Origin of the sequence: Microbulbifer okhotskensis (assembly GCF_023895975.1) — a bacterium.
In the GTDB taxonomy this organism is placed as follows: Bacteria; Pseudomonadota; Gammaproteobacteria; order Pseudomonadales; family Cellvibrionaceae; genus Microbulbifer; species Microbulbifer okhotskensis.
This window is the reverse complement of record NZ_JALBWM010000002.1, coordinates 1-22,209: the sequence shown is the minus strand read 5'-3', so window position 1 is coordinate 22,209 and position 22,209 is coordinate 1. Positions and strand designations below refer to the sequence as shown.

At 50.5% G+C, this 22,209-nt stretch carries 22 protein-coding genes; 8 read left to right on the top strand and 14 right to left on the bottom strand.

Annotated features, from left to right (window positions below):
* Positions 1-48 precede the first annotated feature (48 nt).
* Both phoB and phoR read left to right on the top strand, forming a co-directional pair.
* Positions 49-753: a phosphate regulon transcriptional regulator PhoB gene (phoB, locus tag MO867_RS00650; RefSeq protein ID WP_252464004.1), complete on the top strand. Its 705-nt coding sequence runs from the start codon at positions 49-51 to the stop codon at positions 751-753.
* Between the two features lie 136 nt (positions 754-889).
* Positions 890-2,218 (top strand): phosphate regulon sensor histidine kinase PhoR, encoded by a 1,329-nt coding sequence (gene phoR, locus MO867_RS00645; RefSeq protein WP_252464003.1) that lies wholly within the window; start codon positions 890-892, stop codon positions 2,216-2,218.
* A 22-nt stretch (positions 2,219-2,240) separates the two neighbouring features.
* On the opposite strand, the gene MO867_RS00640 is transcribed toward phoR, so the two are convergent.
* From MO867_RS00640 to MO867_RS00625, 4 genes are all read right to left on the bottom strand, one after another.
* Positions 2,241-2,600, bottom strand: coding sequence for a hypothetical protein (locus MO867_RS00640; protein WP_252464002.1), 360 nt, complete (start codon positions 2,598-2,600; stop codon positions 2,241-2,243).
* A 2-nt stretch (positions 2,601-2,602) separates the two neighbouring features.
* Positions 2,603-3,214, bottom strand: coding sequence for a DUF938 domain-containing protein (locus MO867_RS00635; protein ID WP_252464001.1), 612 nt, complete (start codon positions 3,212-3,214; stop codon positions 2,603-2,605).
* A complete protein-coding gene (gene yaaA, locus MO867_RS00630) occupies positions 3,211-3,987 on the bottom strand; it encodes a peroxide stress protein YaaA (RefSeq protein WP_252464000.1) in 777 nt (258 codons plus the stop codon). Before yaaA ends, MO867_RS00635 begins: the two co-directional genes overlap by 4 nt.
* A gap of 69 nt (positions 3,988-4,056) precedes the next feature.
* Positions 4,057-4,536 carry a DUF4265 domain-containing protein gene (locus tag MO867_RS00625; RefSeq protein ID WP_252463999.1) on the bottom strand — a complete coding sequence of 160 codons (480 nt, stop codon included), beginning with the start codon at positions 4,534-4,536 and terminating at the stop codon, positions 4,057-4,059.
* 72 nt (positions 4,537-4,608) lie between these two features.
* Between MO867_RS00625 and MO867_RS00620 the strand changes: the two genes are divergently transcribed.
* On the top strand, positions 4,609-5,895 hold the full coding sequence (locus tag MO867_RS00620) for a M48 family metalloprotease (protein ID WP_252463998.1): 1,287 nt from the start codon (positions 4,609-4,611) through the stop codon (positions 5,893-5,895).
* An 80-nt stretch (positions 5,896-5,975) separates the two neighbouring features.
* Here MO867_RS00620 and MO867_RS00615 read toward each other — a convergent pair whose 3' ends face one another.
* The 7 genes from MO867_RS00615 to MO867_RS00585 all read right to left on the bottom strand — a co-directional run bounded on the left by MO867_RS00615 (position 5,976) and on the right by MO867_RS00585 (position 13,036).
* Complete coding sequence (locus MO867_RS00615; protein ID WP_252463997.1) at positions 5,976-6,830, bottom strand: putative porin; 855 nt, start codon at positions 6,828-6,830, stop codon at positions 5,976-5,978.
* A 290-nt stretch (positions 6,831-7,120) separates the two neighbouring features.
* Entirely contained in the window at positions 7,121-7,444 is a 324-nt protein-coding gene (locus MO867_RS00610) for an antibiotic biosynthesis monooxygenase family protein (RefSeq protein WP_252463996.1), read from the bottom strand.
* An 83-nt stretch (positions 7,445-7,527) separates the two neighbouring features.
* On the bottom strand, positions 7,528-8,229 hold the full coding sequence (gene phoU / locus MO867_RS00605) for a phosphate signaling complex protein PhoU (RefSeq protein ID WP_252463995.1): 702 nt from the start codon (positions 8,227-8,229) through the stop codon (positions 7,528-7,530).
* 23 nt (positions 8,230-8,252) lie between these two features.
* The gene (pstB, locus tag MO867_RS00600) at positions 8,253-9,059 is read right to left on the bottom strand and encodes a phosphate ABC transporter ATP-binding protein PstB (protein WP_252464083.1); all 807 of its coding nucleotides are present in this window, start codon (positions 9,057-9,059) and stop codon (positions 8,253-8,255) included.
* Positions 9,060-9,164: 105 nt separating this feature from the next.
* Entirely contained in the window at positions 9,165-10,451 is a 1,287-nt protein-coding gene (gene pstA / locus MO867_RS00595; protein ID WP_252463994.1) for a phosphate ABC transporter permease PstA, read from the bottom strand.
* On the bottom strand, positions 10,444-11,823 hold the full coding sequence (gene pstC, locus MO867_RS00590) for a phosphate ABC transporter permease subunit PstC (RefSeq protein ID WP_252463993.1): 1,380 nt from the start codon (positions 11,821-11,823) through the stop codon (positions 10,444-10,446). Before pstC ends, pstA begins: the two co-directional genes overlap by 8 nt.
* Positions 11,824-11,983: 160 nt before the next feature.
* Positions 11,984-13,036 carry a PstS family phosphate ABC transporter substrate-binding protein gene (locus MO867_RS00585; RefSeq protein WP_252463992.1) on the bottom strand — a complete coding sequence of 351 codons (1,053 nt, stop codon included), beginning with the start codon at positions 13,034-13,036 and terminating at the stop codon, positions 11,984-11,986.
* Between the two features lie 182 nt (positions 13,037-13,218).
* Between MO867_RS00585 and MO867_RS00580 the strand changes: the two genes are divergently transcribed.
* The 5 genes from MO867_RS00580 (at position 13,219) to MO867_RS00560 (ending at position 20,468) form a co-directional block, all read left to right on the top strand.
* Positions 13,219-13,794, top strand: coding sequence for a TRAP transporter small permease subunit (locus MO867_RS00580; RefSeq protein WP_252463991.1), 576 nt, complete (start codon positions 13,219-13,221; stop codon positions 13,792-13,794).
* Positions 13,791-15,155, top strand: a complete 1,365-nt coding sequence (locus MO867_RS00575; RefSeq protein WP_252463990.1) for a TRAP transporter large permease — start codon at positions 13,791-13,793, stop codon at positions 15,153-15,155. The genes MO867_RS00580 and MO867_RS00575 overlap by 4 nt, the downstream gene beginning before the upstream one ends.
* 268 nt (positions 15,156-15,423) lie before the next feature.
* Positions 15,424-16,317: an ABC transporter ATP-binding protein gene (locus MO867_RS00570; protein ID WP_252463989.1), complete on the top strand. Its 894-nt coding sequence runs from the start codon at positions 15,424-15,426 to the stop codon at positions 16,315-16,317.
* A 19-nt stretch (positions 16,318-16,336) separates the two neighbouring features.
* A complete protein-coding gene (locus tag MO867_RS00565; protein ID WP_252463988.1) occupies positions 16,337-19,918 on the top strand; it encodes an ABC transporter permease/M1 family aminopeptidase in 3,582 nt (1,193 codons plus the stop codon).
* 160 nt (positions 19,919-20,078) lie between these two features.
* A complete protein-coding gene (locus MO867_RS00560; protein WP_252464082.1) occupies positions 20,079-20,468 on the top strand; it encodes an acyl-CoA thioesterase in 390 nt (129 codons plus the stop codon).
* Between the two features lie 48 nt (positions 20,469-20,516).
* On the opposite strand, the gene MO867_RS00555 is transcribed toward MO867_RS00560, so the two are convergent.
* The 3 genes from MO867_RS00555 to MO867_RS00545 form a co-directional block, all read right to left on the bottom strand.
* The gene (locus MO867_RS00555; RefSeq protein ID WP_252463987.1) at positions 20,517-20,876 is read right to left on the bottom strand and encodes a hypothetical protein; all 360 of its coding nucleotides are present in this window, start codon (positions 20,874-20,876) and stop codon (positions 20,517-20,519) included.
* A gap of 14 nt (positions 20,877-20,890) precedes the next feature.
* Complete coding sequence (locus tag MO867_RS00550; RefSeq protein ID WP_252463986.1) at positions 20,891-21,388, bottom strand: hypothetical protein; 498 nt, start codon at positions 21,386-21,388, stop codon at positions 20,891-20,893.
* Positions 21,389-21,474: 86 nt separating this feature from the next.
* Positions 21,475-22,209: hypothetical protein (locus MO867_RS00545; protein ID WP_252463985.1), on the bottom strand; the 735-nt coding region annotated here is incomplete at its 5' end.

Here is a 22,209-nt window from a genome sequence, read left to right as displayed (position 1 = left end):
CAGCCATAACTGGGGAAATCCTGACAACAGAGCGGGTATGGCAGGCAAATGCACAGTAAAACGATCCTGATTGTCGATGACGAAGCCGCGGTGCGCGATATGCTGCGGGTAGCACTGGAGATGGCAGAGTATCGCTGTCTTGAGGCGGAAAACGCCCAAGAGGCACATGCACTGATCATCGATGAGAAGCCCGACTTAGTGCTACTCGACTGGATGCTGCCGGATGTCTCTGGCGTAGAACTGGCTCGTCGACTCAAACGCGATGAACTCACCACCTCTCTGCCTATCATCATGCTCACCGCCAAAGGTGAAGAAGATAATAAAATCAAAGGGTTAGAGACCGGAGCGGACGATTACATCACCAAGCCTTTCTCCCCCCGTGAACTGGTCGCACGCCTCAAGGCCGTGCTGCGCCGGGCGGGACCGGCAACCCCCGAGGAACCACTCAGTGCGGGCGCCCTGATTTTGGATCCACTCAGTCACCGCGTCACTATCACTGGGCAGCCGGTGGACATGGGGCCCACCGAATTCCGGCTCCTCACCTTCTTTCTATCTCATCAGGAGCGCGCTTACACTCGCACCCAGCTTCTCGACCATGTCTGGGGCGGCAATGTATACGTAGAAGAACGCACCGTCGATGTGCATATCCGCCGCCTGCGAAAAGCCCTGGCAATCGACAATCACGACCGCTATATCCAGACTGTTCGTGGCACCGGGTATCGATTTTCTGTGCAAACTGTCGAAAAAGTGTGACAATTCACCTGGATCTTTACTGACTCCTGCAGAATCAAATCTCCGCACTTATAGTGCGGGCCTGATTCCATGAGGTATTGAATGCGGGGGTGCGAGTTAGCCGCTCCCGCCGTCTATCAGGCAACACGGCAACTCTATGTTGGATCGCAGTATTGGCGAGTTTTCACGCTTTGTAATTATTGCCTTGGGCTGCACGATTCTCGGCTTCACCTCGGATAACTGGCCTCTCGCCTTGATTGCAGCCCTCTCCTGCTACTTATTTTCCGTGCTGTGGCAACAGCATCGTTTCAATCGCTGGCTCACCAACGGCAGGCGTGGCCCAGCTCCTACTGCCTTTGGTATCTGGGGAGAAATCTACGACGATTTTTATCGCATGCAGCGCCGCCACCGCCGCGAAAAACAAAAACTGCACGCGATGCTGCGCCGGGTTCAAGACAGCACCAGCGCACTTCGCGAAGGTATTATCGCTTTGGAGGACGGGGATAACCTGGCCTGGTGGAACCCCGCTGCTGGAGAATTACTCGGCTTACAAGCCAGTGATTCCGGTCAATCACTGGTTAATTTTGTCCGAGATCCTGTCTTTGTTGACTACATGCACAGTGAAAATGGCAACTCCCGCGAACCTCTGACACTCCCTGCACCGGGTAACGAAGCCTGCATGCTCCAGCTTGAGGTGACCCGATACGGCCAGGATGAAGCACTGGTCATTGTTCGAGACATCACCCGACTGCACAATCTCGAACAAATGCGCAGGGACTTTGTCGCCAATGTCTCTCACGAATTACGCACTCCGCTGACCGTCATTGCCGGCTACCTGGAGACATTACAGAGCAGTGATATGGCGCCGCCAGCCTGGAAAAGGCCCCTGACACAGATGGAGGAGCAAGCTGCCCGTATGACCAGCTTGGTCAACGACCTTCTGCTTCTCGCCCGCCTGGAAACTTCGGAGCGCAAAAACGGGGATATGGCGGTAGCGGTGACCGAGCTGATAGAGCGGGTAGCGCAAGAGGCACGCAGCTTCAGCGGCGGCCGCCACCATATCGAAGTCCAGTGCGATACCAACACCTCTATCAGTGGCGATCCCGGCGAATTACACAGTGCCTTCGCCAATCTCGTTTTAAATGCCGTGAAATACACACCTGAAAAGGGTGAGATCCACTTGCGCTGGCGGCAGGATAATCAAGGGGGCCACTTTTCGGTGGAGGATAACGGTATTGGTATCGACCTTATCCATATACCCCGCTTGACCGAGCGTTTCTATCGCGTTGACCCCGGCCGCTCCCGAGACAGCGGCGGTACTGGCTTGGGACTTGCGATCGTGAAACATGTTCTGCTGCGACACAATGCGGAAATGGGCGTGGAAAGCACACCCGGACAAGGCAGTCTCTTCACCCTGCACTTCCCGGTGGGCAAGCTGACCAGCAAGGCGACCCCAGCCGTCAACTCTGAGGCGGCTGGTTTATAGCGATGCCAGGACCACTTTGGGGCTACTCGAGCTCTTGTAGCGCAACCGATTTGCCATCTCTGGTGTAACTGGCAGCTTCCTCCTTGCCGAGAGCACTACTCTCCCGCCGCAATACCAAGTGATGCAACTGCAAATCGGCATCGCGTAACAGCAGGTGCTCATTGCCTTCATCGTCGGTAGGCAGGGGCTTTACACCGACCAGGGCATCGCGCAGAGCGCGCAGCCTGGGAACATCCCGGTAACGATTCAAATCATTGGACAAGCGCACTTTCATCCGCTCACTTTCGTGTAAGGCCGCAGCCGTTTCGCGGTACTTGGCAAAAAAGAACACAGCTCCGATCGCAAATGCCACGATCACCGCCACTTCAAACCACTCGGGCATAGTTACTCCTTGTTATCGTTTTTACGCCAGACCACCAATTGGTTATTGGCTGGCAGGTAGTTTAATTCTTCACGACTCAGCCGCGCATCAGTGGCTAACTGATCGAGCCATTCGAGGTCACGGATTCCTCTTTCGGGGTCACGTGTTTTCAGCTCGAGATCAAAATCAGCGTTAGTGGAGCCGACAAACTCCCCTTTGATTTTCATGGGGCCATAAACAATAAGCAGTCCATCAGGCTCGAGGATATCGGCAACACGGCAGAAAAAGTGCTGTACCGACCGCATAGACAGAATATGCAGGGTATTGGCCGTGAAAATAGCATCTGCCCTAATACCTGGCCAAGCCCCATCAACATCCAGCTGCAGAGGAGCAGGTAAATTCTCCGAGGGCCGCTTTACCAGCCAGGACTCAACCCCCGTAAGTTCCTGCGCCCTCTCTGAAGTTTGCCACTGCAGATGTGGCAAGCGCGGAGCAAAATACACTGCATGTTGGCCGGTGCCACTACCCACCTCCAACACCCTGGAACTACCGCAAAGCAAGCGAGCCAGGTGCATGAGGATTGAGTCGCGGTTACGCGCACAGGCAGGGGCATCAGGCAGTTCGGCACGGCTCATTGTGGTTCATCCCGGGTAAATACCCAGTCCCATTCAGTGGACATACTCGGGTTATAGCGATAGCCCGAAACATCAAACCTTTTGAGTTCCTCTGCCTTTTTCACCCTCTGGTCAATGGCCCAACGACTCATCATGCCCCGCGCCTTTTTAGCAAAGAAACTGATCATCTTATATTGACCATTTTTTAATTCCTTGAAATGCGGCGTGATGATCTGAGCATTGAGTTGCTTTGCTTTTATTGATTTAAAATACTCATTAGATGCCAGGTTTATCAACTCGCGACTTTTTATGGTTTGTAGTTGCTCATTAACTGACCCGGTTATCTTATCTCCCCAGAATTCATACAGATTTTTACCCCTAGCATTTTCAAACTTGGTGCCCATTTCGAGACGATAGGGCTGCATCAAATCCAGGGGGCGCAACAATCCGTATAGACCGGATAACATCCGCAAGTGCTTTTGGGCATAGGCAAAATCCCGTTTGCCCATACTCTCAGCTTCCAGGCCTGTGTAAACGTCGCCCTTAAAAGCAAACAGAGCAGGGCGTGCATTATTATCGGTAAAAGGGCGCTTCCATGCGTGGAAACGGTCGTAATTCAGGACCCCGAGCTTGTCTGAAATTTTCATCAAACTGGAGACCTGTTGCGGGCTCAGCCCGCGCAACTCCCGGATCAAGGTTGCAGATTCTTTCAGGAAATCCGGCTGGGTTGTTTCCAGTGAGGGAATATCACTGTCATAGTCCAGCGTTTTTGCCGGTGAAATAACTATTAACATCGGGTGTTCTTCTCGCTTCGCTATCGCCTAAGACACACGGTAGCAATCTATTACTGATAGTCGCAGGCACTACTCAGGCTTTAAAACATCCTGCCACCAGTTAAGCGGTGTCTGGCCATCCTTGGGATCGTAAACATTACCGTAATACCAGACGCTATTGGCTCCATCACAAACACTGTTAAGGATCTCTTCGATCTTATCAAAACCACAGCTGACATGGATGCTGTATACCAAAACCCTGGCTGTCTCGAGATCCAGCTCTCCACCGAGCTTTTCCAAACGAGGGGTCAGCTTGTCCGACAATCCTGTACTGTCTTCCCGACAAAAAATACGAACCGCCAAATTTCCTGAGCGCTTAACCAACTCAAACTGCTGGGTCTCTTTATCTACCTTAATATAATCCCCGCTGGCGATCCCCTTGATAAAGACCGGGGAACGCACCAGCTGGCAGCTGTTATCCTCGTTAACACTCACCTGCAGCCGCTCTACCACCGGCTCGCCATCCGGGTTGTTGCCCGCAAATAACTCAATGACCTGAAGTGCCGTCATAAACCTCGATTCCCGTACTGTGTACAATGAGTAACCATTTAAACTGTTCGACATTATACAGGGAGGGAGGCAATGATCTCGCGTACCCAGGCTTTAGCCGCAAGCGCGGCCCTACTAACGACATCCATTCTCAATGGCTGTGTGGTTAACCCGGTCACCGGTGAGAAGCAGGTGTCATTAATCTCTACACAGCAGGAACTGCAACTGGGGCAACAGCACTACAGTGCGAATCAGCAACAGCAGGGCGGCCAGTACACCATTGACCCAGCCTTGCAAGACTATGTCAGCGCCGTTGGCCATAAATTGGCACGGGTATCAGACCAACCCCAGCTGCCTTATGAATTTGTCGTACTCAATAATTCAATCCCGAATGCCTGGGCCTTACCTGGGGGAAAAATCGCCGTCAATCGCGGCCTGCTGATACTGTTGGACGACGAAGCGGAACTCGCTGCGGTACTGAGCCACGAGATAGTCCATGCCGCTGCGCGCCACTCTGCTACCGCCATGTCACAGCAGCAATTGTTGGGTGCGGGGCTGGCTATTGTTGGGGCCGCCACACAGAACACTGGATACTCTGACTTGATTGCTAGCGGAAGCCAGTTGGGGGGCTCTGCCTATATCGCCCGCTACAGCCGGGGAAATGAGTTAGAGTCAGATCAATATGGCATGAAATATATGGCCGCCGCTGGCTATGACCTCCAGGGTGCAGTGCGCCTGCAGAGAAAGTTTGTTGAACTGTCGAAGGATCGACAAACTGGAGGTCTGGAAGCGCTCTTCGCCAGCCACCCCCCTTCCCAATCCCGGGTCAGCGCCAATATCAAACACAGTGAATCTCTCCCAAAGGGTGGAGTCACCCATCGAGCTGTCTACCAAAAAGCCATAGCACAACTAAAACGCGATGCCAGCGCCTACGACAATTACGATGAAGCAGTAGCGGCAGCCAATAACAAAAAATTTGACTCCGCGCTGACGTTGGTAAGAAAAGCTCAAAAGCAACAACCCAAAGAGGCTGCTTTCTTTACTTTAGAGGGGGATTTACTCGGGGAGACCAAGCAGTTTAAAAACGCCTACAAGGCGTACGATCATGCCATCCAAAAAAACCCTTCGCTTTTTTCCAACTGGCTAAAACGCGGGCTTATCAATCTACAATTAAAGGACTATGTAGCAGCGGAAAGAGACCTAACCCGTTCATTGCGTTTTCTGGACACAGCCTACGCGCATTATTATTTGGGTGAGACTTACGAAAAGCAGGGCAACCAACAAAGTGCCTATAAGCACTATCAAACAGCGGCTGGAGCGGGCGGCGAAATTGGTACTATGGCGCAAGGTAGGATAAAGGCGATAACCGATAAAGGGTAAAAATAGACTTTCAAAAGTGACTTTTTAATAAAGCGATAAAGTAAAAAGGGCTATCACTGATAGCCCTTTTTTAAGATCGCTTACAGCTGTACTGTTAAGCCCAGCTCAAACTTATCTACTTCAATATCGGCACTGCCTGCTCCATAAGCTTCGTTACCAAAGCTACGGATATTCATACCGTCTCCCAGCATAGTGCTGTACGCCGCTTCTACAGCAACATTGCGGTTGAAGAAGTGAGAGAAGGCCAGCTTCATATCTTCATTTTCATCCAACTTCAGACCAACAGAAGTATTTTGAGTAAAGAAGTAGTCCGCACCAATCTGCCAGTAATCGTCGCCACCATCGTAATCGGCGTAGGAGAATTCTGCAGTCAGGTATTGGTCTCCACCCAAGTTAGTGAAGTACTTGGAAGAGAGAACGCTCGCATCGAAATCGTCATCAGTGACGAAATCGAAACCGATGTAGTCAGAACCACTCAGCTGGTGATTGTAGCGAAATTCTACAAAAGTCTCGTCATCAGAATCGAAATCTGTATGGGAGAGTTTTACCAAGAAGTTCGGGGTAAACAGGTAACCCAGGGCAACGGTATTGACGTTGTCATCGGCAACTTCAGTTAAGTTGGCGCCGAACATAAAGCCGTTGCCGGCAAAATATTCACCGGCTACAGCAAAGTTATCAGTATCGTAGTTAGACACATCGTAGTGCGAGTAAGCTGCAGATACATTGCTAACTTTATTGATATATTCAAATTCTTTCAGAGGACCGAGGGCCTCTTTGCCACCAAAGTAGTAGGTGGTTTCAGCAGTAAACTGATTACCATCAGCGCCATCGAAATCCAGATTGGAATAACCGGCAGTGGTAATTGAGTTGTATTCTTCAGCACCTGCTGTTGCAGCGAGGAGCATCAGGGGAAGAGCGGCAAGCTTGAATCTCATTTCAAAAATCCTTCGTTAACGTGGCGATCCAAATTGGGCTGCGGATTGTAACAAAAGTTTTCTGGGACGCAACAACAGCCAATTACAACAAAAGCAATTTGGGCCAAATTTGCGGTAAAACGAATGGATTTATTCGATGAATTATTTTATTGGTTAAATTTATTGATTAAAAATAGCCTGTAATAAAGTGTAATAAATTGAGAAAACTTCAACTCAAGAAAAGAAATAAAATAGTGAGTTTAAAAAAAATTGCCGAATCAAACTCTATTCAGCATTCGTTCAGGATCAATTCAGTAAACTTGCTTATTGCTACAGCTTACGACCCATTGCGGATCATAAAATTCCCCAATTAGTTTAATTTTTACAAAGGGCGCTACACTGCCGATGATTCTGTCAACCTCTATACGGTCCTCAGCCCGCATAGCATCTCTATCCCTCTTGCTCCGCCAGCTTGCTATGGCAATAAGTATCCGTGGATCATCTATTTTTCGATGAAGCTCTGTTCCCAGCGCGCCCGGCGCCCGCTGAATAATTTCTGAGGCGCGTCTCCAGGCATCAGCATAGTCTTCAGCCTCATAGCCTTCTTGTAGATGGATCTCAAAAATATATTTCATCTGCTTTTCACCTAACGATCCAGAGGCTGATAACAGCAAAAAAAAGGCCGCACTAGGCGACCTTTCTTGATTAGCGGAATCTCTCAGGATCTCCGTAAATTTTCCTGGTGTCCATGTCGAATATCTGCCCCTTCCACTAAATACACTACCTGCTCACAAATATTCTTCGCATGATCACCAATCCGCTCCAGTGAACGCAAGGTCCACAGCACATTGATAACCCGGGAAATGCTGCGCGGGTCTTCCATCATATAGGTCACCAGCTCACGCACTGCCGTGCGGTAGTCCATATCCACCTGCTCATCCTCAGCCAGGGTTTGCAGGGCCGATTGCACATCGAAGCGGGTATAGGCATCCAGCGCATCGTTGAGCATTTTTCGTACGGCATTGGCGATATGGCGAATCTCGGTGTAACCACGCGGTGACGTACCCTCTTCCGTGAGTGCTATTGCCATCTTGGCAATCTTGCTCGCTTCATCACCAATTCGTTCCAGGTCGCGAGCAATGCGGATCACAGACAGCACCATACGCAGATCTGATGCAGCCGGTTGGCGTTTGGCGATGATCAGTGTGGCGTGTTCATCCAACGCCATTTCTGTTTTGTCGATTACTTCTTCTATGCGCAGAACTTCATCTGCCAGTTCACTGTCGGCATTGGCCAACGCGTCGACTGCATCAGCGACTTGGCGGGCGACCATGCCGCCCATTTCCAACATTTCTGTCTTTAAACTTTCAAGGTCTTCATTAAATTGACGTGAGATATGTTGATCGAAGTGCATTTCCATTGTTTTCCCTCCGGGCAGGAACCTTAGCCGAAGCGGCCGGTAATGTAGGCTTCTGTGAGTTCGTGCTCGGGGTTGGTGAACACCGTTTCAGTATCATTAACTTCCACCAAATGCCCCAGATGGAAGTAGGCAGTACGCTGACTCACACGTGCGGCTTGCTGCATCGAGTGAGTGACGATAGCGATAGTGTAGTTCTCTCGCAGCTCATCGATCAGCTCTTCAATTCGCGCTGTCGCGATTGGGTCCAGAGCCGAGCAGGGTTCATCCATCAGAATCACCTCTGGACTCACCGCAATAGCGCGGGCGATACACAGACGTTGTTGCTGGCCACCGGATAAACCGGTACCGGGTTTATCCAGACGGTCTTTGACTTCATTCCACAGACCCGCGCGGCGCAGGCTGTTTTCCACAATTTCATCCAGGTCGGCGCGACGGCTGGCAATACCGTGAATTTTGGGGCCGTAGGCAACATTCTCGTAGATGGATTTGGGAAAGGGGTTTGGCTTTTGGAATACCATACCCACACGAGCACGCAGAGGCACTACATCCACTTTCGGACCGTAAATTGGATCGCCATCCAGACTCAGTTCACCTTCCACGCGACAGCCTTCAATCGTGTCATTCATACGGTTGAGGCATCGTAAAAAGGTGGACTTACCACAGCCAGAAGGACCGATCATGGCAACCACTTCATTTTGGCCAATATCGAGGCCAACAGAGTGAATCGCCTGGGTCTCACCATAGAAAACATTCACATTGCGCATACGCAACTTGGCGGTGTCACAGAACGGCTGGCCAACGGTTTCTCTTACCGCAGCCCGGTTAGTCATTAACTGCCCACCCGCTACTTCGGATTGCGCCGTATCAGTACGGCCGGCGGCATCCAGGGTCATGGTACTCATAAATTATCCCGCTATCTGATAGTCCGCGCTCTGTTACCAGCGGCGCTCAAGTTTCTTGCGCAGCAATACCGCGCTGGTATTCATTACGATCAACACGCTCAATAGCACCATAATCGCCGCAGAGGTGCGCTCCATAAACGCGCGTTCTGGGCTGTCCGCCCATAGGAAGATCTGCACGGGCAGTACGGTAGCCGGGTCAGTCACTCCGGTCGGTACATCGACAATAAATGCAACCATACCAATCATCAACAGAGGGGCTGTTTCCCCGAGGGCCTGAGCCATACCAATAATTGCACCGGTGAGCATGCCCGGCATTGCCAGCGGCAGGACATGGTGAAAAACCACCTGCATCCGTGAAGCCCCCATCCCCATGGCCGCTTGGCGGATCGACGGCGGTACCGCCTTCAGAGCTGCACGACTAGAAATAATAATGGTCGGCAGAGTCATCAGTGTCAGAACCAAACCGCCAACAAGTGGCGCCGAACGTGGCAGCTCAAAGAAGTTGATAAATATCGCAAGGCCCAGCAAGCCGAATACAATGGATGGAACCGCCGCGAGATTATTGATATTGACTTCAATGAGGTCAGTCCAGCGATTCTTAGGTGCATATTCTTCCAGGTAAATGGCTGCCGCCACTCCAATAGGGAAGGACAGTGCCAAAGTTACCAGCAGAGTGAACAGAGACCCCATTAAAGCCGCGCGAATACCGGCTTGTTCAGGTTCGCGAGAGTCACCATTGGTAAAGAAAGTAGTATTGAAGCGCTTTTTCAGCTCACCACTTTCCAGCAGCTGCTCAATCCACCCGGCCTTCTGGTCGGAGGTGCGACCGCGAAAGCCCTCCTTGGAGTCCTTCAGGCTCTTGACGAAAGTATCCACATCGTCGTCTGCCGACAGCCATACTCTTTCTGACTTGCCAAGTAAATCTGGATTTTCAGCCAAGCGGTCACGCAGAGTAAACGGCGCACCGGAAGAAATCAGCGTGTAGAGTTCACGTTTATCACTGCGGCCGGCAACCGATGGAAATCGATCGCGCAAGGACTGGCGAATTACCCCGGTGAAATTGGCCCAGGTCAGGCTTTCATCATCAACCTTGTCAATTCCCAGCACTTGTTGGTCGTAGTGGACCTCCAGCTGTATCGCGGTCTGAACGAATGCGCCACTACCTTTACTGATGATGTCGGTGAACAAAATCACTACGGCGAGTATACCAAAAGCAATACTGCCAATTCCCAGCCCACGAAACAGCTTTTCTTTGCGATGGCGACTGGCCAGGCCTTTTTCTATGCGCTCGCGAACTTGCGCTTGAGTAAGATCAGTCATACTGCTCCCGGTATTTTTTCACTACATGCAAGGCAATAAAGTTCAGCACCAAAGTGGAAATAAACAACATCAAGCCCAAGGCAAATGCGGCAAGCGTCTTGGGACTGTCAAATTCCTGATCGCCAACCAACAGGGTCACGATTTGTACCGTTACGGTAGTGACTGACTCCAGCGGGTTGGCAGTAAGGTTGGCAGCAAGCCCTGCTGCCATCACCACAATCATGGTTTCACCGATAGCGCGGGAAACCGCCAGCAATACGCCTCCGACAATACCCGGCAGAGCCGCTGGAATGACGACCTTACGCACCGTCTCAGATTTGGTGGAGCCAAGCCCCAGCGCGCCATCGCGCAGAGATTGAGGCACCGCGTTAATAACATCATCCGAAAGGGAGGAGACAAAGGGAATAATCATGATTCCCATCACCAGGCCCGCCGCCAACGCACTTTCACTAGAGGCCTCTAAGCCCACTGAAGTCGCTAAATCGCGAATAAAGGGGGCAACGGTCAATGCGGCGAAAAAGCCGTATACCACAGTGGGCACACCGGCAAGAATTTCGAGGATCGGCTTGGCTAGGGAGCGCACGCGTTTGCTGGCATACTCGGCTAGATAGATTGCAGCCATCAAGCCCACTGGTACCGCCACAAACATGGCGATCGCAGAAACCATCAAGGTACCGGTGAATAGAGGTACAGCACCAAAGGCTCCACTGGACCCCACTTGGTCGGCACGCAGTGCCATTTGCGGGCTCCAGTGCAAACCAAAAAGGAATTCTGTCACGGGGACCGACTGGAAGAAACGCAGGGACTCAAACAGTACTGACAGCAAAATACCGACAGTGGTCAAAATGGCCGCACAGGCGCAGGCAATCAGCGCAATGCGTAGCACTTTTTCAACCTTCTCACGCGCACGCAGCTTGGGCGAGAGGCGCAACAGCGCAAAGGCGGCCAAGCCACTGGCCAGTACCAGGCTCAGGAAAGCTTGCAAGTTATTCGAACGGCTGCGCAACAAGCTGAAGTAATCAGCCGCACTTTGCAGCTCTGGGGATTTCTCACCAATCAGGTGACCCGCTGCAAGATTTTGAATCTGTGCATAGAGCAGGTTTTGCCCAGAAATCATCTCTGGCTTATCGGCAATACTGTTTAAGACCATTGCACGAATAATCGCATCGTCAAACACCAGCCAGGCACCGAGTAATATTAGCGCAGGCAAGCCACACCAAAGAGCGGTATACAGTCCATAGTAACTGGGCAAGGCAGCCAGATTGCGCACGCCGCCAAGACTGCGAGCAGTACTCACTGCACGGCGAAAGCCAGTGCCGTAGGCCACCAAAATCAAGAGCAGTAAAAGAGCGAACAGTGTGGGGGTTTGCATCGAGTTACCGTACTAAAATATCGTCGCCGGCATTATCCAGACTTTTCCCCCGGTTTCCATCGCCGGGGTAGCGACAATTTGAGTGTCTATTTATAAGGAACGGCCAAGCCCTCTCGAGCTTGGCCGCCAATTCCCTTTGACAGTACTGCGTCAGGGTTATTTATTTGGCTGCTAGGTTACCCAGTGCATTCAGCTTACGCACATCGTTAGCAACCTGTTGGCGCTTCATTGTGGGCAGCGGAATCATACCTTTGTCAGTCAGGTAGCCCTCTTCACCCCAGGCGCGCTCGTTGGTGAACTCGGCCAGGAATTGCTTGATACCGGGAACTACATCAGCATGCTGCTTCTTCACATAAATGAACAATGGACGGGAAACCGGGTAGCTCTGATCAGCAATGGAGTCAAAAGTCGGTGCCTGGGCTTCGATCAAGGAACCCTGTACCTTGTCAGTATTCTGATCGAGGAAGCTAAAGCCGAAAATACCCAGAGCATTCGGGTTGGCAACCAGCTTGTTTACAATCAGGTTGTCGTTTTCGCCTGCTTCAATATAAGCGCCATCTTCACGAACGTTGTGACAGATCGCTTTGTAAGCGCTCTTGTCTTTTTTCTTCATGGCTTTGATCCAGCCAAACTTCTTACAGCCACCCTCCATAGCCAACTCAGCAAAGGCATCGCGGGTACCAGAAGTAGGGGGCGGGCCCAAAACTTCAATTTTGGTATTGGGAAGCGCAGGATTTACGTCTTTCCAGGTTTTATAAGGATTGGCCACCAGGGTTTCGGAACCGTTGGGGTTTGGTACTTCTTTGGCCAGGGCCAGGAAGATATCCTTACGAGTCAGCTTGAAAGGCGTGGCCGCCTTGGAATTAGCAAGAACGATTCCGTCGTAACCGATCTGTACTTCAACAACGTCAACGCCGTTGCGATTACACATCTCTAGTTCAGACTGCTTGATGCGACGGGAAGCACCGGTAATATCTGCAGTGCTTTCACCAACGCCCTGGCAGAACAGCTTCATACCACCGCCGGTACCTGTTGACTCAACTACCGGAGTTTTGAACTGAGTAGCACGGCTAAAACGCTCTGCCACCGTAGTCGTGAAGGGGTAAACAGTAGAGGAACCGACAATACTAATGTAGTCACGAGCTGCCATGGCCACTTGGGAAGTAGCTAAGGTCAGAGCCGCCAGGGAAGTCGCCAGAATTTGCTTATTCATTGTGTAAGTCCGATGAGTATTTATATTTCACACGGCGATGCTAGGAACAACGGGTGACGATTCTATGAATAAAAGATTACAAAAAGGTTACAGTGGCTTTTCACCCCGCTGGCATGAGAGCAGGCAAAGCGTTAACCTTCTGGCAGATTAGATAACAATAAGATGTGAAGAGAGAAGCCCCCATGCGTTTTCTGCTGTGCAGTGCGCAGGCACTCGAGCGCCTGACCAACCAGACAGGTCGCCTGCTATCCTGGTTTACCTGGGCCATGGTCCTGTTACAAAGTGGTGTCGTCGTACTGCGTCACGGCTTCAATAGTGGTTCAATTGCCCTGCAAGAATCCGTGGTTTATCTCCACGGAGCGGCCTTTATGCTGGGTTTGGCTTATGCACTGCAAACTGATGCCCATGTACGGGTGGATGTGTTCTATCGCAGAATGAGTCTCCGCGGCAAGGCATGGGTCAATACAACCGGGTACCTTGTTTTCCTCTTGCCTATCTGTGCTTTTCTACTGATCAGCAGCTGGCCGTTTGCCGTGAGTAGCTGGTCTGTCTATGAGGGCAGCGCTAACGCTGGTGGCCTGCCTGGAGTATTCCTGCTGAAAAGCCTAATCCCCCTGTCCTCCCTCACCCTGGCGCTCGCGGGGCTGGCTCAGTTTCTACGTGCGCTAATGCAATTGATGGCGTCTGAACGGCTAGAGCTTACGCCTTTGTCATCGGCAAAAGCCGTACTCAAGCAGGCGGAGGGGGTCGAGGCGTGATTGAGTTGATCCCGCTGCTGATGTTTGCGGCTGTCTGCGCATTATTGATGTTCGGCTACCCCGTAGCCTTCACTCTCGCAGGTACAGCATTGCTGTCGGCGGGCTTGGGCATCGTTTACGGTGCCTTTGATGCCGATTTATTACGTGCCTTCCCCAACAGACTCTTTGGCATTATGCAAAACGGTACTCTGGTCGCCGTGCCGCTTTTTGTCTTAATGGGCGTCATACTCGAGCGAGCCAAAATCGCCGAAGACCTACTGGTTAACCTGAGCAAAGCTTTTGTCTGGGCGCCGTCGGGATTAGCAATCTCAGTAATCGTGGTAGGAGCACTACTTGCCGCCAGCACCGGTATCGTCGGAGCAACCGTGGTGACCATGGGCCTGATGTCCCTACCTACGATGTTGAAAAATGGCTACTCGCCCACACTTGCTACCGGGACTATCTGTGCCACTGGCACTCTCGGACAAATTATCCCCCCTTCTATTGCCCTAGTTTTGCTGGGGGATACACTTTCCAATGCATACCAGCAGGCTCAGCTATCGGCGGGGGTTTTTAACCCCAAGCCGGTGAGTGTGGGAGATCTGTTTGTCGGGGCCATTATCCCCGGTCTACTCTTGGTTGCCGCTTACATCGTTTACTTGTTGTGGGTAGCCCGCCACCGCCCTGTACAAGCACCTGCTGAGCAGCCCAATCAAACCAGCAAGACCCAGTTACTGCAAAGTCTCTTACCACCCATCGCCTTAATGTTGATAGTGCTCGGGTCCATTATTATCGGTGCAGCCACCCCCACTGAAGCCGCCGCTGTCGGTGCTATGGGTGCAGCGTTATTGGCCTTTAGCCGCAAGGCCTTGAGCTGGGACCGCGCCGGAGAAATCGGCCGAAGCACACTACAGGTCTCAGCGATGGTCTTTGCCATATTGATCGGCGCCTCGCTGTTCTCCCTGGTGTTTCGCGGCTACAACGGTGAGGAGCTGGTTACAGGATTTTTCCACAGCCTGCCCGGAGGGGTTATCGGCGCAACCTTGCTGGTGATGCTGGTTATCTTCCTACTCGGCTTTATTCTCGATTTTATTGAGATTACTTTTGTGGTAGTGCCTATAGTAGGCCCAGTCTTGTTGGCCATGGGCGTCGATCCGGTATGGCTGGGTATTATGATCGCCATCAATTTACAAACTTCCTTCCTGACACCGCCATTTGGGTTTGCGCTCTTTTATCTGCGCGGAGTAGCGCCCAGCTCGGTGGCCACATCAGCCATCTATCGCGGGGTAGCCCCCTTTATTGCTATTCAACTTTTGCTGCTTTGCCTGCTGGCAATATGGCCAGCGCTGGCCACCTGGCTGCCGGGAGTCATTCAGCAATAGCCACCTAAAGCAGACAGACCGGTAGTGACGCCATTCTGAACCAATACCGGCTTCTGCTTAACCTCTCACTAAGACTACCGTACCAACATGGATATCTATTAAACCTTTCGCCCCTTAAATTTATCGACGCATCTCGATCTCCCCCTATCAATCACTAGCTCCTGTTACATTAGCAGCTGAAAAATTGGGCGTAATCGCTACTCCATCAACAGCGCTGCCGGACTATCGATATCATAAACGGATAAAAAAACAGTAAAGGGAATTAAAAATGCTGAAAATTTCTAATCTTTCCAAGACTTATGATAATGGCGTGCACGCACTAAATAACGTCAATCTGGATATCCCCAAAGGCATGTTTGGGCTGCTCGGCCCCAATGGCGCAGGTAAATCTTCATTGATGCGTACCATCGCCACCCTGCAATTTGCCGATAGTGGCTCCATCACTTTTGATGGAATCGATATAGCCTCTAATCCACAAAGAATCCGCAGCACCCTGGGTTACCTGCCGCAAGATTTCGGCGTCTACCCGAGAATCAGTGCCGAAAATATGCTGGATCATATGGCCGTGCTCAAAGGTATTGGCGATCGCAAGGAACGCCACGAGCTGGTGGCGGAATTACTGCACCAAACTAATTTATTTAACGATCGCAAGAAAAATCTGAGCGGCTATTCCGGTGGCATGCGCCAGCGATTTGGTATTGCTCAGGCCCTGATCGGCGATCCACGCCTCATTATTGTCGACGAGCCCACAGCAGGCCTCGATCCTCAAGAACGCAATCGCTTCCATAATCTGCTCAGCGAAATCGGTGAAAACGTGGTGGTGATACTGTCCACCCACATCGTTGAGGATGTTGCCGATCTCTGTCCCAATATGGCAATTCTCGCCGCCGGGAAAATTGTCGCCCAAGGCAAGCCGGAGACACTAACCTCCAACCTGCGAGGACGAGTGTGGCGGCGTATCATCAATAAATCGGAGCTGGAACTGTGTCGAAATAAATTTGATGTGATTTCTACCCGCCTACTAGCCGGCCGCCATGTAATCCATGTCCTGGCAGACGCCCAGCCGAATGAAGCATTCGAGCAGCTGCAACCCGACCTGGAAGATGTCTACTTCTCCACTCTGTTCGGTATTAAAGAATCTCGAATAGCTAGCGCCGCCTGAAGCGGGGGAGGGTATCGATATGTTTTTATCTGTTGCTAAGTTTGAATTTAATTATCAACTGCGCCAGCCAGTTTTTTATGTCACCAGCCTGGTATTTTTTCTGCTGACTTTCGGCGCCATAACTGTCGACAATATTCAGATTGGCGGTGCCGGCGGCAGCACCCTGATCAACTCCCCTTTCGCAATCATGCTAACCCTGTTGGTAATGTGCGTGTTCAGTATTTTTATTACTGCCGCATTCGCAGCCAATCCGGTGCTGCGCGATCGCGATATGAAAATGGATGGTATTGTTTTTAGCACCCCAATCAATAAGCGTGACTATTTATTGGGACGCTTCAGTGGGTCATTCGCAGTCGCCTTTCTGGGATTTTCAGCATCTGCCCTGGGTATGCTATTCGGCTCCTGGATGCCCTGGCTGGACCCGGAACGCCTGGGCCCAACCCAAATATCTCACTACCTGCAAACGCTATTTATTCTCGTCCTTCCCAGTATGTTGTTTTGCAGCGCCTTGTTTTTCAGCCTGGCTGCCGTAACTCGCAGTATGATGGCGACTTATCTGGGGTTGATCGCCTTCCTGGTACTCTATTTCACCAGTCAGGGCATGATGGATGAGCCCGCCTATCGCAATGTCGCGGCACTGGCAGACCCCTTCGGTCTCGCTGCCTTCGAAAGTGTCACTCGCTATTGGACTGCCTTCGACCGCAATACTTCCATGATTGCCCTGGAGGGGGAGTACCTGACCAATCGCATAATATGGCTTAGTGCCAGCTTGTTAATCATAGGCCTTGGCTATAAACGCTTTTCCTTTACCGAGCGTAAACCACTTTGGTCGCGCCGTCGCTCCGCTAAAATCCAGCCTGAAGAAGAGCCTCGCACCCACAAACCCTTGCCGCGAATCTCTCCCACTTTTGGCACAGCCACTATTTGGCAACAGTTCCGGGTACGCTGCGGTTTTGAAGTAAAAGCCGTGGTGAAAAGTCTGGCCTTTTGGGTCATCCTGGCAATTGGTGTGCTCAACGTACTGGGCGCATCCCTAAACCTGGAAGCGATCTTCGGTACCTCGGTATATCCTGTGACCCGCTCAATGGTGAGCCTGATACAGGGTGCTTTTAGCCTGATTATGATGATTATCCTAATCTACTACGGCGCTGAATTGGTGTGGCGCGAACGGCAGGCAGGCTGCCACGAAATCATGGATGCAGTGCCCACCCCGAGTTGGGTTTTTGTGGCAAGTAAGTTTCTTGCAATGCTGGTGGTTCTTGCCGGTATATTGATTGCCAGCATGCTCACCACTATCGCTGTACAGCTGGGCAAGGGATATACAACCCTGGAGCCAGGGCTCTATTTTTACGGTCTCTGGTATCAATTCGCGATGCCCTTCTATCTGATGGCGATCCTCTCCATCTTTGCCCAGGTTCTAACCCGTAATAAATTCCTCGGTATGTTACTGATGGTGGGCTACCTGATCAGCACTATTGTGCTCGGCAGCCTGGGCTTCGAGCACAATCTCTATCAATTTGCAGGCTGGAATGCGGCCCCTTATTCAGATATGAATGGCTACGGCCATTTTGACCAGGGCAGAACCTGGTTCGCATTTTATTGGACCAGCTTCAGTCTGATTTTGGTGATATTGAGTTATGGACTCTGGCAGCGCGGCACCCTGGCCCCACTAGTGGGCAGGTTCAAGGCGCTGCACTTCCAGCTTGGGCTACCTAGCCGTTTGGTCAGTGCCACAGCCTTACTGCTGTTTGTTACTAGCGGGGCCTTTATTTTCTACAACACCAATATTCTCAACGACTATGAAACCAGTAAAGATCGCGAGCAACTGGCCGCAGACTACGAAAAAAAGTACAAAGCCCTGGAAGGCAATCCAGCACCGCATATTACTGATGTCAAAGTGGATGTGGATATCTTCCCCGATGAGCGTCGCTACCAAGTGCGCGGCCGTTATTTCCTGGTTAATAAACGCGATGAAGCTATCAATGAAGTAGTCATCGGACTGGATCGCGCTTTGAGGGTGAACCAATTGTCTCTGAGTCAGGCCAAATTGCGCGAAAAGGATGAACGCTTCGGCCACTACTTCTTCGATCTGGATCAGCCTCTGCAACCCGGTGATTCTCTCTCGCTGGAATTTGATCTGAACAGGATCAATCGCGGTTTTATGAATTCCGGTTCCTCCACCACACTTGTAGGGAATGGTACTTTCTTTAACAACTATGAAGCCTTGCCCTTTATCGGTTACAACAACAATATTGAGTTAACCGACCGCCACCTGCGCAAGAAGCACAACCTGCCCCCGCCGCAGCGTATGCCCAAACTGGAGGACAAGAATCACTATCGGGAATCCTATCTGCGCAGCGACTCCGACTGGATCAATTTTGAAACCACCGTCAGCACCTCGGTGGGGCAAGTGGCGCTGGCACCGGGCTACCGGCAAAAAGACTGGCAAGAGGGGGAGCGCCATTACTTCCATTACAAAATGGATGTTCCGATTCACAACTTCTTCTCCTACCTTTCCGCGGACTACACCGTGGTCAAAGATCAGTGGCAGGACGTGGCGATCGAGGTCTACCACCACAAGCCTCACGACTACAATGTGGACCGAATGGTTGAAGGGGTGAAAAAGTCCCTGGAATACTTCAGTAAGGCTTTCAGCCCCTACCAATATCGCCAGTTACGTATTGTCGAGTTCCCAGGCTATGAGAAGTTTGCTCAGGCATTCCCCAATACGGTGCCCTTCTCGGAGTCTATCGGCTTTGTCGCCGACCTGCGGGACCCGAATGAAATTGATTACGTCTTCTACGTGACTGCCCACGAGGTGGCACACCAATGGTGGGCGCATCAATTGCTCGGTGCCAATGTACAGGGCGCCACTATGCTGTCGGAAACCCTGGCTCAGTACTCCGCGCTGATGGTAATGGAGCAAGCATACGGCCCAGAGAAGATACGCCGTTTTCTCAAGTATGAGCTGGACCGCTACTTAAGTGCACGGGGAAGCGAACTCCTGGAGGAGTTGCCCATCAGCCGCAATGAGAACCAACCTTATATCCACTACCGCAAAGGCTCCATGGCCATGTACGCGCTCAAAGATGCGATGGGTGAAGAGGCCATCAATGCCGCACTGGCTTCGCTGCTCAAGGACAAGGGCTTCTCCAGTGATCCTTATCCCACCAGCATGGATCTCATATCCCATCTGCGCGCACGTGCCGAAGCGCACCACCAGGATTTGATTACCGATATGCTCGAGCGGGTAGTCCTATTCGACCTCAAGGTGGAAAAGGCCTCAACCGAACAACTTGAGAACGGCAACTATCGGGTCTCTGTAGAGCTCAACAGCCATAAATTCGAGGCGGATGGCGATGGGCAGGAAAAGGAAGTTCCCCTTAAAAACTGGATAGATATCGCCATTTTCAAGGAAGATCCCGACGAAAATACCAGTTCCGACAATGTGCTCTACCTCGCTAAACACGATATTCGCGAGGGCTCTACAGTGCTGGAGTTTGAGGTAACAGAGAAGCCGGGCATCGCCGGCATCGACCCCTATATCAAAATGATTGACAAAAATCCGGACGATAACTTACTGACAATAGAGGCTCTTTAAGGGCAATATAACCCTCTTCCCAGGTGCCGCAGCTGCACCCGGGAAGACTCGAGGGCTAAATTTGTTTGGTTAAATACTGGCCAAATTGTGTTAGAATGCGCCACCTTTCCAGTAGTGGAAACCAATAACTCTAACAATCTGTGAGTACCCGATGTCCGCTCTGCCAGCACTTGATGAAGACCCGCAACCTACGGGCACGCTAGCCCTGCAAACTCTGGCCATGCCCCGCGATACCAACCCGCAGGGGGATGTCTTTGCCGGATGGTTGATGTCACAAATGGACCTTGCCGGCGCAATTTTGGCACAGAGCATCGCGCGCGGTAGGGTTACCACTGTCGCCGTTGGCAGTATGGTGTTTTTACGCCCAGTGCCCGTTGGCTCTACAGTCAGCTGCTATGCCGAGGCTAGTGAAGTAGGGCGATCTTCCATTAGAACAATGGTTGAGGTATGGCTGACGCGGGTTGATTCCGGTGAGCAGGTAAAAGTCACCGAAGGTGAGTTTGTCTTTGTCGCTATTGACGATAGAGGGCATACCCGACCGCTGCCTTAGTTTAGGCTTTGGGGGAGTATTCTCCCCCAAGAATCTAGAACCAACCGCCTAACTTTCTAAGCAGGTTAATGAGGTGCCTTTATTTTCAGTTGGTACTGACTTCACCCAACCACGTAAGGTTCTAAAACTCATTCGACCACAACTTTCTGAAAGGATCCGGCCACGCTCATAGACTTTCTTTCCGCCAGAGTAAAAGCTTAAAGTTTTTTCTTTATTTTCTAATTTGTGCTTTCCTGATAGCTCAGTCTTCATCGCAACTAGCGAATCAATAAATAACTTGATACTGAGTTCATTAAGAGCGGTCGCCGATATGGTATTTGATTTATCTTCAAATACAGGAGAAGAAACAACCTCAATTAAGTTTTGGTAGTTAGGTTTTTCTTGATTATTATTATCAAAGATCGACACTGCGTTCTTCAAAATCAAAGTACTTCTATCTTGAGATAGAAAATATAATGGGTATGAATGAACAACCCAAGAATCATTACTTTCTGATCCCCAAACACTAAACCGAATATTTTTTTCTGTAACTCGATTGCAGTAACCGTCATAAGATCAACTGCCGTAAATTCAGCGATAATATTTGTATATGGATCTAAGACCTTATCAGCCTTTTCCTGCTCAGCCTTTTTTTTGCTGTCTCCAGCAGCTCCCACGATTAACGCATGAGCAAGAATGGAACCAGCAAAAGCTCCCGGAGTCACACCTACATAAGCCATCTGACCGTGATTTACATCTAGGGCGTCAAAATTCACTTGCCCATGAAATGGTGGACTTTCAAAATCTTCAATCTTCAGAGCCATCGAAGAGTTTGAAGGAATGCTGATAGATTGATCGATATATTCAACATATGATGAGGTTTTATTACCTGCACACCCCACCATCAATACACATAGAGCAAATAATACTTGATATTTCATTATAATTCTCGAAGATAGATCACACGTTTTTTACGTTCGGGCGTTAATAAATATACTAACGCCCAATAAATGCCGAGAATTAAACCTTACTGAACTATTTTTTCGGTTCCAAAAGAGGAGATAATAATTTCTTTTCCTTCCGCGATCGCCCGATAATAAGCATTTGTTAGGCCTGGAAAACTTGGAGACTCATCCCATTCATCAGAAACCGCTTTAAGGACTTGCACAGGACGATACCACTCATAGGTATTATCTGAAAGGTCAACCAAATAACCTAGAGCTTCAAAATATCCTTTAGGCTCGCTAGTAGGTATATAACTTGAATAAGTTCTATGCATACCTACCGCATTAAAATCTAAAACCAAAAGGTGGCTAATATTGTATTGATTTGCAAAAGATGAAAAATCTCTCTTAGTAGAGTTGGGAGTTTCTGATTTATACTTTGGCAACTTGCGTAAATTGAGTTCTTGAGAAATTTCCAGTACCTCAATGTCCTTAGACTGCAGTAGTTCATTCATATCAGCAGCAATGACCACTACATCATCAACCAATAAACTTTTAGTGTGTTTACTGAGTGATGAATTCGCCACCTTTGCAGCCGCTAGACAAAGTAAACAACTTGCTCCCGGAAGATATACGTCAGGTGTTGGCATCTTAGATACCAATATACCTACACGCTTTTCTGGTTGCTGCCAGAAATTTTGATCCGGCTTTACAGGTAGTTGCGGTGCCCCCGCACAACCCGAAAGAAATACTATCCCCAAAACAATACTTCGGACAGTTTTAGGGGGCGAAATAGGTAGGAACCACGGCCAGATACT